This window comes from Vibrio sp. 99-70-13A1, assembly GCF_013114625.1.
Lineage (GTDB): Bacteria > Pseudomonadota > Gammaproteobacteria > Enterobacterales > Vibrionaceae > Vibrio.
This window is the reverse complement of record NZ_VTXD01000001.1, coordinates 91,755-108,580: the sequence shown is the minus strand read 5'-3', so window position 1 is coordinate 108,580 and position 16,826 is coordinate 91,755. Positions and strand designations below refer to the sequence as shown.

Below are 16,826 nucleotides of genomic sequence, written 5' to 3'. Positions count from 1 at the left end.
TCCTATTGTTTTATTTATCTTCCATTTGAACGTACTTTTTACTTACATCAACAAGCGCTATGTCTTTGATAAATTCGCGCCCTAGTAGTACAGGGTGACTCATTTGAGAGCGATCTGCCAATGTAAATTGCGCTTTTTCATGGATTTTTCCAACTTTAACCCATAATTCGATCACAGCTCTACGTTCTGTTTGATCACTGGTGGATTGGCGTATTTTTACGTATCTAACAACAGGAGCCTGTATCCATTTCTGTTCAGCTTTTGGAAGGGATGAATCGGAGAGGTGGAACTTCACCCAATCTTTTCCATTTCTCTCAAATTCTTCAATGTCTACGGCATTTAGAGATGAGGTCGTTGCCCCTGTATCGACACGCGCATCAAATTCTTGGTTGATGGAGTCGATAGAGATTTTTTCTATGGCGCCTAGGATAGTTGGCTGTGTCGTTGTAAAAACAACCGCTGGAGGTGCGGCAGCAGGAACAGGCTCTTCTTCAATCACTTCTACCGCTTCTTTTTCAACAGAAGATAAATGGCTGTCCATCTGAGTCGCTAAATACAAAACTTCAGTTTCTAAGCTTTCGATGTAGTCGCTCTGGTTACTGATTTGAAGCTCAAGGTTTTTGACTTTTGTTGCGATATTCGTTTCAGATTGCTGAATTGCTTCCATGGTTTGTTGGTGGTATTGAGCCCCGTTTGTGAGAGAGCACCCTGAGAGCAGGCCAATCACCAAAACTGGCGACAATCGCTTATACATATAAAAACCTTTGTGATAATAAAAATAGTTGTGACTATCCAAGAGTTTAGCTGACAAAAAAGGATGCGTGAAGCATCCTTATGTTAGCGTCCTGTCATATTGGACTGTTGGAGTAAATTTCAGGCAAATTATGGTTCATTTACCTATAATCAACTGAAATTTCTGTCACAAAATTAAGGTTTTGTTGCCACAAGAACAGCACGTCTCGGCGCTGGGTGACCTTCAACTGTTTTACTTGGATCATTCGGGTCTAAGTAATCTGGAAGTGAGTTATGGGTCATCCATTCTGTTGTGCGTTGTTCGCCAACCGTCGTAACATTTTCATCAACGATGCGGACGTCTTCAAAACCAACTTGTTCAAGCCAGCGTTTCAGTGCGCGAGCAGATGGGAAGAAGTACACGTTTCTCATTTGCGCGTAGCGGTCAACAGGCACAAGAACAGCGTTCTCGTCACCTTCAATCACTAACGTTTCAAGTACCAGTTCTCCACCAGATACCAATTGGTCTTTCAATTGGATCAAATGATCAAGCGGTGAACGGCGGTGGTAAAGCACACCCATGCTGAATACAGTGTCGTAAGCTTCCAGTTTTGGCAGCTGTTCAATACCTAAAGGTAAAAGGTGAGCGCGTTGGTCATCGCCCATTAGCTTACGGATAGCTTCAAACTGAACAAGGAAAAGATGAGACGGGTCGATACCGACGGTCAAACGAGCACCTTCGCCTAACATACGCCACATGTGGTAGCCATTACCGCAACCTACATCGAGTACCGAACGGTTTTTAAGCGGTGAGATATGCGGAAGTACACGGTCCCATTTCCAGTCGCTGCGCCATTCTGTATCGATATGAATGTCATGAACGGTATAAGGACCTTTGCGCCAAGGGTGGAATGTCTTTAATAGGCTCTCTAGCTTTTTATGTTCACCCGTTTGAAATGGTGTGCTGCTGCCGATAGTCACAGAGTTCTTTAAATCAACTTGATCAGGCACGCCCTGCGGGATCTTATTCAGTGCACGTAACCAACGGTCAAAGTCACCGTGCTCTGCATTTTGCCAATCCGTCAGCTGTTGAGGAAGAACATTGAGCCACGGCTGTAGGCGAGTGTCTTGGGCAATGAGTTGATAAAAGTTAGCAAAATTAAACATGAATAATAATAACCGTTGTGGAATTCATAATGTGCACAGCCTTATCGCCATAACACAGGAAATTAAGGGCTAAAGTATGAGAGCTTCAGACTTTAGCCAATTGTGGTCGAGCGCTATTTAATCGCGAACATCGAACCGAAGTTGAAGCATTGGAACCACACTTCGCTACTTGAGAAACCAATCTTTTCAAAACGCTGCTTATGAACGGGAATCGAGTCTGGACGCATGACATTTTCGATAGCACTGCGTTTCTGGCTTACTTCAAGCTCGCTGTATCCGTTTGCACGCTTGAAATCATGGTGCAGATCGATAAGCAGCTCATTTGAACTTTCATCTTCAAACACAAACTTTTCAGACAGAATCAAAATACCGCCCGGACGCAATCCAGCATGGATCTTTTCAAGCAGAGCGTAGCGGTCGTCTGGTGATAAGAACTGTAAGGTGAAGTTCAACACAACAACTGAAGCGTCTTTAATCTCGATTTCACGGATATCAGCTTCGATGACTTCGACTGGCGTATCGCTTCGGTAGGCGTTTACATGCAGCTTACAGCGTTCAACCATGGCTTCCGAATTGTCGACAGCAAAAATCGTACAGCCTTCTTGCTGGATGTGGCGGCGCATCGACAATGTAGCGGCGCCAAGAGAGCAACCCAAATCGTAGATGTTTGAGTGCGGTTTTACGAAGCGTTCAGCCAACATGCCAATAGCAGAGATGATATTGCTATATCCAGGAACCGAGCGTTGAATCATATCTGGAAATACTTCAGCAACCCTTGCATCAAAGGTGAAATCACCAATTTTATCAATGGGAGCGGAAAAGATATTGTCTTTGTTGCTCATTGCATTCTCTCTCGACAGTCAGCGTAATTGGCACAGAGTTCGTACCAAATAAAAGGGGACGTATTTTACGTAAAAAAATCGCTTGTGTCACGAAAACTGAGATTGATGAAAGTGAACGCGTGTTAGTGGTTGTTTACTATCAAAACATCGAGATTTGATGGTCACCTTTTTGAGCAGGAAACTCCGCTAAATTAGGCAAGGTTATTTGTGTTTGTTCAGCAACTTGCGTCTGTAACTGCTTATAGATAGCAATCGCAAGCTCAGGTGCGTGATTGTTGTCTGGTGTGTGAATCATTAAATAAGGCTGTTTACCTTCATTTAACCAAGTTGGTAATTTCGCGAACCAAGGTTTAAAGAAAGCGAGATTGGGTTCCTGGTCTGGATGTCCAATAAAGCGAACCATTGGATTGTTTGCCGTCGCAATGGCATGAACCGGAACGCGTGGTTTCTTTTGATGTGCGTCGATCACCGCTTCTGTGGTTGGTGGTGCGGAGAAAACAGGGCGACTATCCATAATGATGCGATTGATCCCTTCTTCTATTAACCAATGATTGAAACGTTTTTCGGCATCGCCTTTATCAAAGAAACCAAGGTGACGAACTTCAACGCCAAGCTGCATGTCTTTTGGAAACAAGGTACAAAATTTTTGAAGGGCAGGGAGCATGCTGGGTTCGAAACTATGAGGCAATTGAATGGTCCACTGACCAATGCGCCTATGTAGGGGCGACATGGTGAGCAGAAATTCTTTGAGTTCGGCTTGGCAATGTTTTAAGTGCTGCTGGTGGGTGATGAACTTAGGCAGCTTAAAAGTAAACTTAAAATCATCGTGACTCGCGGCTTTCCAGTTATTGACCGTTGAGACGCTGGGAGTCGCATAGAAAGTCGTGTTGCCTTCGACGGTATGAAAAACTTGGGTGTATTTTTCTAAGCGCTCAGCAGGTTTTGTGCCTTTACCATAGAACTGACTTTGCCACTCAGAATGAGACCACATTGTTAATCCAAGTCTTAAAGGTAAAGTTTCCATCGTCATTACACCGTTAGTTTTCACGCCATTAGTCATTACAAAACGTTTTGAAGTTGAAACGAAAAACTACTGTACGAGACTTTTGCTGATTAAGGTACTTTCGAGATATAATTAACGCAATTTTTTCGGTTTTGATGAATCTTTGCGCACTTGATGGGCTAAAAAGCAGCAAAGCCAGATAAAACACAATAAATTCGAATGTGGAAGGTCGATTTTAAGCGAGTTTCCGCGTATAAATGTTCCTTTGCTCTGTTGTGTGGAATGACCACTGACAGCTTGGAAACTAGTAAATAATTAAGAGATTGGGAAATTCATTATGCGTACCCATTACTGTGGTAACCTGAACAAGTCCCTGGCGGGACAAACTGTAGAATTGTGCGGCTGGGTAAACCGTCGCCGTGATTTAGGCGGTCTTATCTTTATCGATATGCGAGATCGTGAAGGCGTCGTTCAGGTTGTTGTCGATCCAGATATGAAAGATATCTTCCCGATCGCTAACCAACTGCGTAATGAATTCTGTATCAAATTTACTGGTGAAGTACGTGTTCGTCCTGACAGCCAAGTAAATAAAGATATGGCGACGGGTGAAGTTGAGCTTTACGCAACTGGCCTTGAGATCATCAACCGTTCAGAAGCGCTTCCACTGGATTTCAACCAAACGAACTCTGAAGAACAGCGTCTAAAGTACCGTTACATCGATCTTCGTCGTCCAGAAATGAGTGATCGTATTAAGCTTCGTGCACGTGCTTCTAGCTTCGTTCGTCGTTTCCTAGACGAGAACCTATTCCTAGACATCGAAACACCAGTACTAACGAAAGCGACACCTGAAGGCGCTCGTGACTACCTAGTACCAAGCCGTGTTCATAAAGGTAGCTTCTACGCACTTCCTCAATCTCCTCAGCTGTTCAAGCAACTGCTGATGATGTCTGGTTTTGACCGTTACTACCAAATCGTTAAATGTTTCCGTGATGAAGATTTACGTGCTGACCGTCAGCCTGAATTTACTCAGATCGATATCGAAACATCATTCCTGTCTTCTCAAGAAGTACGTAACATCACTGAAAAGCTCGTTCACGATATGTGGAAAGAGCTTCTGGATGTTGAACTGGGTCAATTCCCAGTAATGCCATTCTCTGAAGCGATTCGTCGTTTCGGTTCTGATAAGCCAGATCTACGTAACCCACTAGAATTAGTAGACGTTGCTGACTTACTGAAAGATGTTGAGTTCAAAGTATTCTCTGGCCCTGCAAACGACGAAAAAGGTCGCGTAGCAGTAATCCGTGTACCGGGTGGCGCTAAGCTGACTCGTAAGCAAATCGACGGTTACGCAGAGCACGTAGGTATCTACGGCGCGAAAGGTCTAGCTTGGATGAAGGTTAACGACCGTGCTGCTGGCATGGAAGGTATCCAATCTCCAGTTGCTAAGTTCCTAAACGAAGACGTAATCAACGGTCTTCTTGAGCGCACTCAAGCTGAATCTGGCGATATCATCCTATTTGGTGCAGATAAAGCGAACATCGTTGCTGAAGCAATGGGCGCACTTCGTATCAAGCTAGGTGATGACTTAGAGCTAACAGACAAGAAAGCGTGGGCTCCTCTTTGGGTTATTGATTTCCCAATGTTCGAAGAAGATGGCGAAGGCAACCTTCACGCAATGCACCACCCATTCACATCACCACTTGGTGTGAACGCGGAAGAGCTAAAAGCAAACCCAGCTGCAGCTAACTCTGATGCATACGATATGGTAATCAACGGCTACGAAGTAGGCGGCGGTTCTGTACGTATCCACAGCGCAGAAATGCAAACGGCTGTATTCGGTATCCTAGGTATCGAAGCTAAAGAACAGCAAGAGAAGTTCGGTTTCCTACTTGAAGCGCTTAAGTACGGTACGCCACCGCACGCAGGTCTAGCTTTCGGTCTTGACCGTTTAGCAATGCTTCTTTGTGGTACAGAGAACATCCGTGACGTTATCGCATTCCCGAAAACAACAGCTGCAGCATGTTTATTAACAGACGCGCCAAGCCTAGCAAACCCAGCATCACTGGAAGAGCTAGCAATCGCTGTTAACTTAGCGAAGAAAGAAGACTAATCAAACGATTAAGCTCAACTTTCTAATCAAGCAACGAGTTTTTGATAGAACTTTTTCTTTCGCAGAACAACGAAATGCCCGTTAATTTGACGGGCATTTTTTTTTGCGTTCGATATACTAAGCTCATAAAGCATGTATAAATAATCAGTATTTGAAGTTATGTCTATTATCTTAGGGATTGACCCTGGCTCTCGTATTACCGGCTATGGCGTGATCCGTCAAAATGGTCGCCATCTATATTACTTAGGTAGCGGTTGTATTCGCACCTCCGAAAAAGAACTGCCAGGTCGCTTAAAGCAAATCTATGCGGGCGTGAGTGAGATCATTACTCAGTTTCAGCCTGACGTATTCGCGATCGAACAAGTGTTCATGGCGAAGAATGCCGATTCAGCACTTAAACTTGGCCAAGCTCGTGGTAGTGCGATTGTAGCAGCGGTGAATGCAGATTTACCCGTCCATGAATATGCGGCAAGGTTAATCAAGCAAGCGGTAACAGGAAGCGGCGGTGCAGATAAGTTAATGGTTCAAAACATGGTGATGAGCATGCTTAAACTCCCTGCGAGACCACAAGCCGATGCTGCCGATGCTCTCGGTGTTGCCATTACTCATGCTAATACCAACAAAACCTTAATCGCATTGGCTGGTAAGGCAACAGGCGCTCGAAAAGGGCGATACAAATAATCAGAAAGATATACTTAAACCTCCTAAGATTTCTGCTTTAACTGGCTATCCATCCAGTTATTTATTATCATCAGAAATCTCATAATTTATCTCTCCAAAGGAACACCCTGTGATTGGACGTCTTCGCGGAACTCTTATTGAAAAACAACCTCCTGAACTATTGATTGAGGTAAGTGGCGTTGGCTATGAAGTCCAAATGCCGATGAGTTGTTTTTACGAACTGCCTGAAGTTGGTGAAGAAGCGATTATCTATACTCATTTTGTGGTTCGTGAAGATGCGCAGTTACTCTACGGCTTTAATACTGTAAAAGAACGAGCACTATTTCGTGAAGTTATCAAAGCCAATGGGGTTGGTCCTAAACTTGGTTTGGGCATTTTATCAGGTATGACTGCTAGCCAGTTCGTACAAAGTGTTGAGCGTGAAGATATCTCTACGCTGGTTAAACTGCCGGGTGTCGGTAAGAAGACTGCCGAGCGTTTGGTTGTTGAAATGAAAGATCGCCTGAAAGGCTGGGGTGCTGGTGATTTATTTACGCCTGCAACAGATGCAGCTCCAATTGATTCAGTGGCTAGCGTTGCTCATAATGCTGAAGATGAAGCGGTGAGTGCACTGTTGGCGTTAGGTTATAAACCAGCGATTGCTTCAAAAGTTATCTCACAGATTGCTAAAGAAGGCATGACAAGTGAGCAGTTGATTCGAGACGCGCTTAAGTCAATGGTTTAGTGATTAGACCGCTAATACCACTGATAAACGAATGTAAGGTTCCAAACAATTATGATTGAAGCAGATCGCCTAATCGCCCCTGATAATCCAGTTTTTAAAGATGAAGACGTTATTGATCGTGCGATCAGACCAAAAGCACTTGCTGATTACCGAGGTCAAGATCATGTGCGTAACCAAATGGAGATCTTTATCAAAGCGGCACAATTGCGTAGTGAAGCATTAGACCACTTACTGATTTTTGGTCCTCCAGGCTTGGGTAAAACGACTTTAGCTAACATTGTCGCCAATGAGATGGATGTGAATATCCGCACTACTTCTGGTCCAGTCTTAGAGAAGGCTGGTGATTTAGCTGCGCTGTTAACTAACCTTGAAGAAAACGATGTACTGTTTATTGATGAGATTCATCGTCTAAGCCCAGTTGTTGAAGAAGTGCTTTACCCAGCAATGGAAGATTACCAGTTAGATATCATGATTGGTGAAGGCCCTGCAGCACGCTCAATCAAGATTGATTTACCACCCTTTACCTTAATTGGTGCAACAACTCGCGCGGGTTCTCTAACCTCACCATTACGAGACCGATTCGGGATCACACAGCGTTTAGAGTATTACAAAATTCCTGATCTACAGCATATTGTTCAGCGCAGCGCTGATTGCTTGAATTTATCAATGGAGTCGGAAGGTGCCTTAGAAATAGCAAGAAGAGCGCGTGGTACGCCGCGAATTGCTAACCGACTACTAAGGCGCGTACGCGATTATGCGGAAGTAAAAGGTGATGGTCATATTTGCCCTGACGTGGCAGATAAGGCGCTAAATATGCTTGATGTCGATGCTAAAGGCTTCGACTACATGGATAGAAAATTATTGCTAGCGATCATGGAAAAATTCGGTGGTGGTCCTGTTGGTTTAGACAACATGGCTGCGGCGATAGGTGAAGAGAAAGATACGATTGAAGATGTGTTAGAGCCTTATTTAATTCAGCAGGGGTATTTACAACGAACTCCTCGGGGGCGAATTGCCACAGATCGAGCCTACCTTCATTTTGGAATTGAAAAGGATTAACCTGCCTAGATTCAATGTGCATAAAGTTTTATTAGCCTAGTTGATTATCAGCTAGGCTTTTTTTATGTCGCCAGTGAAAAGTTGAGACAATGAGCTAAGGAAGGTAAGTGATCATTAATGAGAACATAGATTTCTTATTTTTGTATAGGTCATTAAATTGAAACAAAAGATAACAAGCCATGTTAACACTTTGGAGGTATAAGTAATGTTCGTGTTGCTGGGGTGACGTAATTTTGTCACGTGTATTGTCGGTTAATATTAATAAAGTTAGCATTGCTGTGATTTTTATCATAATTGTACAAAAATACCTCTAACTTGCGACTGGAAACTTGACTCAAATCAACGCAAGAAACCCCTATAAATCTTTTGAAACATACTGATTTTACCAGTAATATTAGCCATAGCTATATTAGCTAGTGCTTAACAATAATCTAACTATAACGGTACATTTTTGCTACAAATTGCTCAGTGTTAATAACAAGTGATCTTGTTGGTTAACAGGGACGTTTTGCAGTAAAGAATCACAAAAGTGTCAATCAGCCGACACAAAGGAGCTACCATGATTGATGTTGTTGATCTATCGCGATTGCAGTTTGCATTTACAGCGATGTATCACTTCTTATTCGTTCCATTGACTTTAGGTATGGCGTTCTTACTAGCCATCATGGAGTCTATCTATGTAATGACTGGCAAACAAATTTACAAGGACATGACGAAGTTCTGGGGTAAATTGTTTGGTATTAACTTCGCTCTAGGTGTGGCTACAGGCCTGACTATGGAGTTTCAGTTTGGTACTAACTGGTCTTACTACTCTCACTATGTTGGCGACATCTTTGGTGCCCCGCTGGCGATTGAAGCGCTTGTTGCATTCTTCCTTGAATCTACCTTTGTTGGTCTTTTCTTTTTTGGTTGGGAAAGATTGTCAAAGCGTCAGCACTTAGCGGTAACTTGGTTGGTAGCGCTTGGCTCTAACTTTTCAGCGTTATGGATTCTTGTCGCAAACGGCTGGATGCAAAACCCTGTCGGTGCCGAGTTCAACTTCGAAACCATGCGTATGGAAATGGTAAGCTTTGCTGAAGTTGTTCTTAACCCAGTAGCGCAAGTGAAGTTCGTTCACACTGTTGCATCAGGTTATACAACAGGTGCGATGTTCATTCTTGGTATCAGCTCATACTACATTCTTAAAGGTCGTGACCTTGCTTTTGCTCGTCGCTCATTTGCGATTGCCGCTTCGTTCGGTATGGCTGCTATATTGTCAGTTATCGTATTGGGTGATGAATCTGGTTACGAGCTTGGTGAAGTTCAGAAAGTGAAGCTAGCAGCGATTGAAGCTGAATGGCACACAGAAGAAGCACCTGCTGCATTTACTGTGTTTGGTATTCCAAACCAAGAGACAATGCATACTGATTACGCACTAAAAATCCCTTATGTAATGGGTATTATCGCTACTCGTTCTTTTGATACAGAAGTGACTGGTTTACGTGATCTACGTGACGATCACGTTGATCGTATCCGTACCGGTATGTACGCATATGAACTTCTTGAAAAACTACGTGCAGGCGACCGTTCTGAAGAGAACAAAGCCGCGTTTGATGAAGTTAAAGGTGATCTTGGTTACGGCTTACTTCTGAAGCGTTATACAGAAGAAGTTGTTGATGCAACTGAAGAACAAATTCAAATGGCCGCGGATGATTCAATCCCGACTGTATGGCCGTTATTCTGGTCATTCCGTCTAATGGTTGCTTGTGGTTTCATCATGTTGTTTGTATTTGGTGCTGCGTTTATTCAAACGTGCCGTCAGAAAATCGAACAAAAGAAATGGGTACTGAAAGCAGCACTATTCTCAATCCCACTTCCTTGGATTGCGATTGAAGCGGGTTGGTTCGTTGCAGAGTTTGGTCGTCAACCATGGGCAGTAGGTGAAATTCTACCGGTCAATGTGGCAGCGTCAGCGCTAACGATTGAACAGCTGTGGACATCTTTATTTGCAATTCTTGCACTGTACACAGTGTTCCTAATTGCTGAAGTTTATCTAATGCTTAAATTCGCACGTAAAGGTCCAAGTAGTTTAAAAACAGGCCGTTACCACTTTGAACAAGAAGCAAGCTCTGTCGAAGACAAAGTAAGCCGTCAAGTCGAAGTATAAGTGAGGGAATAACAAATGTTTGATTACGAAATCTTACGACTTATTTGGTGGGTTCTGATCGGTGTATTACTGGTTGGTTTCGCTGTAACTGATGGCTTTGACATGGGCGTAGGCGCGCTTGTTCCTGTTATCGGAAAAAATGATACTGAACGTCGTGTAATGATCAATACGATCGCTCCACACTGGGACGGCAACCAAGTTTGGTTAATTACAGCTGGTGGTGCGCTATTTGCTGCGTGGCCATTGGTCTATGCAACGTCTTTCTCTGGCTTCTATTTAGCTATGTATGTTGCTCTTGCTGCCCTTTGGCTTCGACCACTTGGTCTTGATTACCGCTCGAAAATCGAAGATCCAAAATGGCGTAGCTTATGGGATGGAGCAATCTGCTTCAGTGGTGCAGTACCACCAATCATTTTTGGTGTCGCATTTGGTAACCTATTACAAGGTGTACCATTTGATCTGAATGATTTACTGATGTCTAAATACCATGGTTCATTCTTTGGTTTGCTCAACCCGTTTGCTCTGCTTTGTGGTGTTCTAAGTTTAACGCTGTTTATTCTGCAAGGTGCAACTTGGCTGCAAATGAAAACGACTGACGATGTCAAAGCACGCTCTCGTACTATCGCACAAGTTGCAGGCATTATTATTGCTGCATTGTTTGCCGTTGGTGGTGTTTGGGTTCAATCCATTGAAGGTTATGTGATTACAAGTACTATCGATACGATGGCTGCTTCTAACCCACTAAACAAAGAAGTTGCACGTGAAGTGGGTGCTTGGATGGCAAATTTTGAAGCTTACCCAGCGCTATGGGCAGCTCCAATCCTAGGTGTTGCGATGCCTGTGCTGGCTGCAATAGCTTCACGTTTTGATCGTGGTGGATTTGCATTCTTATTCTCAAGTCTTACAAACGCAGGTGTTATTTTAACGGCTGGTTTTGCAATGTTCCCATTTGTAATGCCTTCAAGTTTGAACCCAAATCATAGTTTGACTATGTGGGATTCAACAGCAAGTGAATTAAGCTTGAACTTGATGACAGCTGTCGCTTTCGTAATGGTTCCAGTGATCTTGGGCTATACGACATGGACATACTACAAGATGTTTGGTCGCTTAGATAAGAAACACATCGAAGATAACGACGTTTCAGCTTACTAAGCCGAAAGTTTAAATTACTTAGGAGAACGTTTATGTGGTATTTCGCATGGATTTTGGGTGTACTTCTAGCATGTGCATTCGGCATCATTAATGCTCTTTGGTTAGAGCATTCAGAAATGATGGATAAAGACAGTGAGTAGCAACACTGGGCAAGTGACTAAGCTTAACGGCATAGTAAATAAGCTACATAAGCCTATGGATAAAACCTTATTAAGAGTTTTGTCCTTGGTGCTTGGCTTTTTACATGTAGGTTTAGTCATGTGGGAACCTGAGGCTTATGCTAATAGCATTGGTGGCTTTAATGCTGTAATTGGCCCTTTGTTTATTTGGGCTGTATGCTCGAGCATGGTTTATGGTATCGGCTTTAAGCCAAGAGCATGGTTCTGGCAAGTTTGGTTTAGCCCATACTTCTCGCTTGCAATATTGCTTTACCTAACAGTACAAAGAATGTCATAAATTTAACAGTTTAGTTTTTGTTCAAAAAAAGGTCATCTAATTCAGATGACCTTTTTTTTACCACGCAAATCAAAAAATTACTTCCGCTGAACTAGCAAAGCCAACGACTTGAGTTATAGTGATACCTTTATTAGTTTCTATAGCATGGTATAAATTTGCAGGGCTTATCCAAACCTTTCACGTGGCCAATCACTATTTATTACGAAGACACCGATGCTGGTGGAGTGGTTTATCATTCAAATTATCTTAAGTTCTTTGAAAGAGCTCGAACTGAGCTACTGCGATCTATTGGTGTGCATCAGCAAGTTTTATTAGAACAAAGTATAGGTTTTGTTGTCCGACACATGGATATTGATTTTATCCAAGGTGCGCGTCTTGATGATTCATTAAAAGTGACAACAACTATTGCTGAACAGAAGCGAGCTTCGCTTACATTCTGTCAGGAAATCGTAAATCCTGGTGGCAAAGTATTGTGTAAAGCAATGGTTAAGGTAGCATGTATCGACAATCAAAAAATGAAACCCAAAGCTATACCAACCTTTATTCTTTCGGAGTTAAACAACAGTGACAGCTGATATTTCAATTTTAGATCTTATCCTTGATGCAAGCTTATTGGTTAAGCTCGTTATGCTTACCCTTATGGGAATGTCAGTTGCGTCATGGGCAATGATCATCAAAAGAAGCAAGGTTTTATCCCAAGCAACGAAACAAACTGATGTGTTTGAAGATAAATTTTGGTCTGGTGTCGATCTAGCGAAGTTATACCAAGAAAGTAATAAACGAAAAGATGAGTTGTCTGGCACAGAAGAAATTTTCTATGCGGGATTTACGGAATTTGCTCGCCTTCGTAAGTCAAACGCGGCTTCGCCGGACTTCATTATGGAAGGAACTGGGCGCGCAATGCGCGTAGCTGTCGCGCGTGAAGTCGATGAATTGGAAACAAACTTACCATTTTTAGCAACCGTTGGTTCAATTAGTCCTTATATTGGTTTATTTGGTACTGTTTGGGGGATCATGCATTCCTTTATTGCTCTTGGACAAGTAAAGCAAGCGACGTTAGCTATGGTTGCACCTGGTATCGCAGAAGCTTTGATTGCAACCGCGATGGGCTTATTTGCCGCTATTCCAGCTGTAATGGCTTATAACCGATTCAGCAGCCGAGTAGGCAAGCTCGAACACAACTACGCCACTTTTTCTGAAGAGTTTCATAGTATTCTTCACCGCCAAGCAATGGCTGGTAGGGAATAAATAATGGCGGGATACCAACCAAAAAAACGCAAAATGACAGCTGAAATTAACGTCGTGCCTTACATCGACGTTATGCTCGTTTTGCTTATCATTTTTATGGTGACCTCGCCATTCGTTACTCAGGGAGTGGATGTTGAACTTCCTGATGCTTCAACGGCTAAGTCTGCTCCTGAATTACTGGGTGAGGATAATTCCAGCTTTATTATTGTTGAGGTGGATAGCGAAGGGCTATTAGGTCTTAGTGTTAATAATGAAGATGTTCAACGTGGTTTATCACTTGAAGATGTCATTGTTCGAGTAAAAGCCGAGTTAACCATTAATCCCAACTCTCCAGTTGCAGTGGGTGGCGATATTTCAACACCTTATGGCGAGGTCGTCCTTCTTCTTGATGAACTAAGCCGTGCAGGTGTCCCAAAAGTGGGTCTTCTAACGGATATAGGGAAATAGCTCCGTAGCATTCATGAAAGTTAATAATAAAAATAAAGCGAGCAGCTATAGCAAGCCGTTAGTGGTCTCGTTGAGTTTACACTCAGTGCTAGTCGCAGCTTTAATATTCGGAGCTGATTTTAATTCATCTGAACCAAAACCTAGTGGTCAAATGGTTCAGGCGGTAGTTATTGATCCTCAATTAGTGCGTCAGCAAGCGAATCAAATTCGTCAGCAAAGAGAAGAGGCGAGCAAGAAAGAACAGGAACGTTTAGATAAGCTGCGCAGAGAAACTGAAAGATTAGAACGTAATCGAAAAGCTGAAGAAGAAAATATACGCAAGCTAAAAGAAAAGCAGGTTAAAGAAGCTAAAGCAGCAAGAGAAGCTGAGAAAATCCGCGTAGAGAAAGAAAAACAACGAAAAGCTGAAGAAGTTCGTTTGCAAAGTGAGAAGAAAAAAGCGGCGAAAGCTGAAGCAGAACGAAAGAAGAAAGAAGCCGCAGTTCGTAAAGCTGAAGAGCAGCGAGTTGCCAAAGAGGCTGCAATTGCAAAAGCAGAAAAAGAACGTATAGCGAAAGAAGAAGCTGCAAAAGCGTCGGCAGAGAAAGCACGCAAAGAAAAAGAAGCGGCGGAACTTGCTGAGAAACAGCGCATAGCAAAAGAGAAAGAAGCAAAGGCTGCAGAGGAAAAGGCCCGTAAAGCAAAAGAGGCTGCAGATAAAGCTGAAAAAGAGCGCAAACTTCAAGAAGCCGCTTTAAATGATATTTTTGCTGGTCTTGAAACTGAGTCATCTCAGAATACATCAGCAAGACAACAATTTGTAAGCTCCGAGGCGGATCGTTACGGAGTTATTTATACACAGTTAATTAAGCAAAATTTATTGGTTGAAGACAGCTTTCGAGGCAAGTCTTGCAAAGTTAACTTGAAACTAATACCAACGGGAACCACTGCAATTTTAGGTAACCTTTCCATCTTAGATGGAGATAGTCGATTATGCGCAGCAACAAAACGAGCTGTCGCACAAGTAAAGTCTTATCCATTACCGAAAGACCCAGATGTTGTAAATTCAATTAAAAACATAAACTTAACTGTTTTACCAGAGTAAAAGGATGAACCCGTGTTTAAGAAACTATTACTAAGTTTTGCATTTGTAATAGCAACGAGCAGTCAGTATGCACAAGCTGCTTTAGAGCTGGTCATTACAGATGGTATAAACTCAGCTCGACCAATTGCAATTGTTCCGTTCAAATGGGAAGGAGCTAAGCCTCTTCCTCATGATGTCTCTGCTGTTATCGCTTCTGATTTACAACGAAGTGGTAAATTCAGCCCTGTTGCAACCAGCAAAATGCCTCAGACTCCTTACAGTGAAGCTGATGTGAACTTTGATGCGTGGACAACGCTTGGTGTAGATTCGCTGCTAACTGGCTCAATTAGCCAGAATGCTGCGGGTGAATACGTCATTAACTATCAACTTATTGATATTGTGCGCGGTCAACTGACAAATGGGCAAAGCAGAGCGTTAAGCGATGAAGGGCAGTTAGTTTTATCTAAGGACCACGTCCTATTTAATAAACGTGCCACGATTACAGGTGAACGACTCAGAGAATATGCGCATCGAATTTCAGATTTAGTTTATCAAGAACTGACTGGAGAAAAGGGTGCCTTTTTAACTCGTATCGCTTATGTAGTCGTCAATGATAAAGATAAGTACCCGTATCAATTACGAGTAGCTGACTATGATGGTTTTAATGAGCGTTTAGTTTTACGTTCAAAACAGCCTTTAATGTCACCAGCATGGTCGCCTAATGGTCAGAAGCTTGCTTATGTTAGTTTCCAAAATGGTCAAGCCGAGATATTTATAATGAATATCTATACAGGTGAGCGAGAAAAAGTAACGTCATATCCTCGTCACAATGGTGCGCCACGATTCTCTCCTGATGGAAAAGAATTAGCTTTGGTACTTTCTAAGACTGGCAGTTTGCAAGTTTATACTCTGAATCTCCAAAGTAAAAAACTAACTCAGATAACTCGCGGGCGCTCTAACAACACTGAACCATTCTGGTATCCAGATGGGAAGTCGTTAGTATTTACCTCTGATCGCGGTGGTAAACCTCAGATTTATAGGGTAAATTTGACAGACAACTCGACAACTCGTCTTACTTGGCAAGGCAGCCAAAACTTAGGTGGTCAAATAACGCCTGATGGTCGATTCCTTATTATGGTGAATCGCAGTAATTCAGGGTTTAATCTGGCTAAACAAGATTTGGAAACTGGGGCTGTTCAAGTGTTGACTAAAACATTACTGGATGAGTCTCCAAGCATTGCACCAAATGGTGGTATGGTTATTTATAGCTCCATTTATAACAAGACAAACGTGCTTTCAATGGTTTCTATTGATGGACGATTTAAAGCTAGATTACCGGCAACAAATGGGCGTGTAAGAGCGCCTGCATGGTCTCCGTTTTTATAGCGTAAATAGTTAAAAACTAAGTTTGATAACGTAAGGAAAAATAAGATGCAACTTAATAAAGTTCTTAAAGGCTTGATGATTGCACTACCAGTAATGGCAGTAACAGCATGTAGCTCAAGTGATGACGCAACTTCTTCAACTTCTGGTACTGAAACTAACCAAACGACTGGTTCAGAAGGCAACAACACTGTAGATACAACTGTTGTAACTCCAATTGACGCTAATGGTCAACTTTCAGAGCAAGAGCTAAAAGAGCAAGCACTACGCGAAACTCAAACTATTTACTTCGCTTTTGATAACTCAACTATCGCTGGTGACTACGAAGCTATGCTTTCTGCTCACGCTGCTTACCTAAGCAAAAACGTGAACATGAGCGTAACTATTGAAGGTCACGCTGATGAGCGTGGTACTCCAGAGTACAACATCGCACTAGGCGAGCGCCGTGCTGAAGCTGTTGCAAAATACCTGCAAGCTCTAGGTGTTCAAGCAGACCAAATCTCTATCGTAAGCTACGGTGAAGAGAAGCCGCTTCTTCTAGGTCAATCTGAAGATGTGTACGCTAAAAACCGTCGTGCAGTACTAGTTTACTAATCTTAGTAAATTATCTAAT

General features: G+C 42.7%; 18 protein-coding genes. 14 read left to right on the top strand and 4 right to left on the bottom strand.

Going from position 1 to position 16,826, the window contains the following annotated elements; translation table 11 throughout:
- Positions 1 to 10 precede the first annotated feature (10 nt).
- The 4 genes from F0226_RS00510 to F0226_RS00495 all read right to left on the bottom strand — a co-directional run bounded on the left by F0226_RS00510 (position 11) and on the right by F0226_RS00495 (position 3,765).
- Entirely contained in the window at positions 11 to 754 is a 744-nt protein-coding gene (locus tag F0226_RS00510; RefSeq protein WP_171733787.1) for an ATP-dependent zinc protease, read from the bottom strand.
- Between the two features lie 173 nt (positions 755 to 927).
- Entirely contained in the window at positions 928 to 1,899 is a 972-nt protein-coding gene (gene cmoB / locus F0226_RS00505) for a tRNA 5-methoxyuridine(34)/uridine 5-oxyacetic acid(34) synthase CmoB (protein WP_171733786.1), read from the bottom strand.
- Between the two features lie 113 nt (positions 1,900 to 2,012).
- Entirely contained in the window at positions 2,013 to 2,741 is a 729-nt protein-coding gene (gene cmoA / locus F0226_RS00500) for a carboxy-S-adenosyl-L-methionine synthase CmoA (protein ID WP_017105755.1), read from the bottom strand.
- 139 nt (positions 2,742 to 2,880) lie between these two features.
- Entirely contained in the window at positions 2,881 to 3,765 is an 885-nt protein-coding gene (locus tag F0226_RS00495) for a DUF72 domain-containing protein (RefSeq protein WP_171734017.1), read from the bottom strand.
- A gap of 316 nt (positions 3,766 to 4,081) precedes the next feature.
- Between F0226_RS00495 and aspS the strand changes: the two genes are divergently transcribed.
- The 14 genes from aspS (at position 4,082) to pal (ending at position 16,807) form a co-directional block, all read left to right on the top strand.
- Complete coding sequence (gene aspS, locus F0226_RS00490) at positions 4,082 to 5,854, top strand: aspartate--tRNA ligase (protein WP_171733785.1); 1,773 nt, start codon at positions 4,082 to 4,084, stop codon at positions 5,852 to 5,854.
- A gap of 159 nt (positions 5,855 to 6,013) precedes the next feature.
- Positions 6,014 to 6,535, top strand: coding sequence for a crossover junction endodeoxyribonuclease RuvC (gene ruvC / locus F0226_RS00485; RefSeq protein WP_171733784.1), 522 nt, complete (start codon positions 6,014 to 6,016; stop codon positions 6,533 to 6,535).
- Between the two features lie 109 nt (positions 6,536 to 6,644).
- A complete protein-coding gene (gene ruvA, locus F0226_RS00480; RefSeq protein WP_171733783.1) occupies positions 6,645 to 7,259 on the top strand; it encodes a Holliday junction branch migration protein RuvA in 615 nt (204 codons plus the stop codon).
- A 51-nt stretch (positions 7,260 to 7,310) separates the two neighbouring features.
- Positions 7,311 to 8,318 (top strand): Holliday junction branch migration DNA helicase RuvB, encoded by a 1,008-nt coding sequence (gene ruvB / locus F0226_RS00475; RefSeq protein WP_171733782.1) that lies wholly within the window; start codon positions 7,311 to 7,313, stop codon positions 8,316 to 8,318.
- A gap of 559 nt (positions 8,319 to 8,877) precedes the next feature.
- Positions 8,878 to 10,464: a cytochrome ubiquinol oxidase subunit I gene (gene cydA / locus F0226_RS00470; protein WP_171733781.1), complete on the top strand. Its 1,587-nt coding sequence runs from the start codon at positions 8,878 to 8,880 to the stop codon at positions 10,462 to 10,464.
- A 15-nt stretch (positions 10,465 to 10,479) separates the two neighbouring features.
- Entirely contained in the window at positions 10,480 to 11,616 is a 1,137-nt protein-coding gene (cydB, locus tag F0226_RS00465) for a cytochrome d ubiquinol oxidase subunit II (protein ID WP_171733780.1), read from the top strand.
- Between the two features lie 32 nt (positions 11,617 to 11,648).
- Positions 11,649 to 11,756: a cytochrome bd-I oxidase subunit CydX gene (gene cydX / locus F0226_RS00460; protein WP_000270284.1), complete on the top strand. Its 108-nt coding sequence runs from the start codon at positions 11,649 to 11,651 to the stop codon at positions 11,754 to 11,756.
- Between the two features lie 13 nt (positions 11,757 to 11,769).
- Positions 11,770 to 12,072 (top strand): cyd operon protein YbgE, encoded by a 303-nt coding sequence (gene ybgE / locus F0226_RS00455; RefSeq protein WP_171734016.1) that lies wholly within the window; start codon positions 11,770 to 11,772, stop codon positions 12,070 to 12,072.
- A 149-nt stretch (positions 12,073 to 12,221) separates the two neighbouring features.
- Positions 12,222 to 12,647 carry a tol-pal system-associated acyl-CoA thioesterase gene (gene ybgC / locus F0226_RS00450; protein ID WP_345776499.1) on the top strand — a complete coding sequence of 142 codons (426 nt, stop codon included), beginning with the start codon at positions 12,222 to 12,224 and terminating at the stop codon, positions 12,645 to 12,647.
- Positions 12,637 to 13,320, top strand: a complete 684-nt coding sequence (tolQ, locus tag F0226_RS00445) for a protein TolQ (RefSeq protein ID WP_171733778.1) — start codon at positions 12,637 to 12,639, stop codon at positions 13,318 to 13,320. The genes ybgC and tolQ overlap by 11 nt, the downstream gene beginning before the upstream one ends.
- 3 nt (positions 13,321 to 13,323) lie before the next feature.
- Entirely contained in the window at positions 13,324 to 13,767 is a 444-nt protein-coding gene (locus tag F0226_RS00440; RefSeq protein WP_171733777.1) for an ExbD/TolR family protein, read from the top strand.
- Positions 13,768 to 13,780: 13 nt separating this feature from the next.
- The gene (gene tolA, locus F0226_RS00435; RefSeq protein ID WP_171733776.1) at positions 13,781 to 14,851 is read left to right on the top strand and encodes a cell envelope integrity protein TolA; all 1,071 of its coding nucleotides are present in this window, start codon (positions 13,781 to 13,783) and stop codon (positions 14,849 to 14,851) included.
- Positions 14,852 to 14,863: 12 nt separating this feature from the next.
- A complete protein-coding gene (gene tolB / locus F0226_RS00430) occupies positions 14,864 to 16,216 on the top strand; it encodes a Tol-Pal system beta propeller repeat protein TolB (protein ID WP_171733775.1) in 1,353 nt (450 codons plus the stop codon).
- Between the two features lie 45 nt (positions 16,217 to 16,261).
- Positions 16,262 to 16,807 carry a peptidoglycan-associated lipoprotein Pal gene (gene pal, locus F0226_RS00425; protein WP_137372503.1) on the top strand — a complete coding sequence of 182 codons (546 nt, stop codon included), beginning with the start codon at positions 16,262 to 16,264 and terminating at the stop codon, positions 16,805 to 16,807.
- Positions 16,808 to 16,826: the final 19 nt, after the last annotated feature.

Excerpts from the sequence above, each read along its gene's own strand:
- F0226_RS00510 (WP_171733787.1), bottom strand. The coding sequence starts at position 754 with ATGTATAAGCGATTGTCGCCAGTTTTGGTGATTGGCCTGCTCTCAGGG.
- cmoB (WP_171733786.1), bottom strand. The coding sequence starts at position 1,899 with ATGTTTAATTTTGCTAACTTTTATCAACTCATTGCCCAAGACACTCGC.
- cmoA (WP_017105755.1), bottom strand. The coding sequence starts at position 2,741 with ATGAGCAACAAAGACAATATCTTTTCCGCTCCCATTGATAAAATTGGT.
- F0226_RS00495 (WP_171734017.1), bottom strand. The coding sequence starts at position 3,765 with ATGGAAACTTTACCTTTAAGACTTGGATTAACAATGTGGTCTCATTCT.
- aspS (WP_171733785.1), top strand. The coding sequence starts at position 4,082 with ATGCGTACCCATTACTGTGGTAACCTGAACAAGTCCCTGGCGGGACAA.
- ruvC (WP_171733784.1), top strand. The coding sequence starts at position 6,014 with ATGTCTATTATCTTAGGGATTGACCCTGGCTCTCGTATTACCGGCTAT.
- ruvB (WP_171733782.1), top strand. The coding sequence starts at position 7,311 with ATGATTGAAGCAGATCGCCTAATCGCCCCTGATAATCCAGTTTTTAAA.
- cydA (WP_171733781.1), top strand. The coding sequence starts at position 8,878 with ATGATTGATGTTGTTGATCTATCGCGATTGCAGTTTGCATTTACAGCG.
- cydB (WP_171733780.1), top strand. The coding sequence starts at position 10,480 with ATGTTTGATTACGAAATCTTACGACTTATTTGGTGGGTTCTGATCGGT.
- cydX (WP_000270284.1), top strand. The coding sequence starts at position 11,649 with ATGTGGTATTTCGCATGGATTTTGGGTGTACTTCTAGCATGTGCATTC.
- F0226_RS00440 (WP_171733777.1), top strand. The coding sequence starts at position 13,324 with ATGGCGGGATACCAACCAAAAAAACGCAAAATGACAGCTGAAATTAAC.
- tolA (WP_171733776.1), top strand. The coding sequence starts at position 13,781 with ATGAAAGTTAATAATAAAAATAAAGCGAGCAGCTATAGCAAGCCGTTA.
- pal (WP_137372503.1), top strand. The coding sequence starts at position 16,262 with ATGCAACTTAATAAAGTTCTTAAAGGCTTGATGATTGCACTACCAGTA.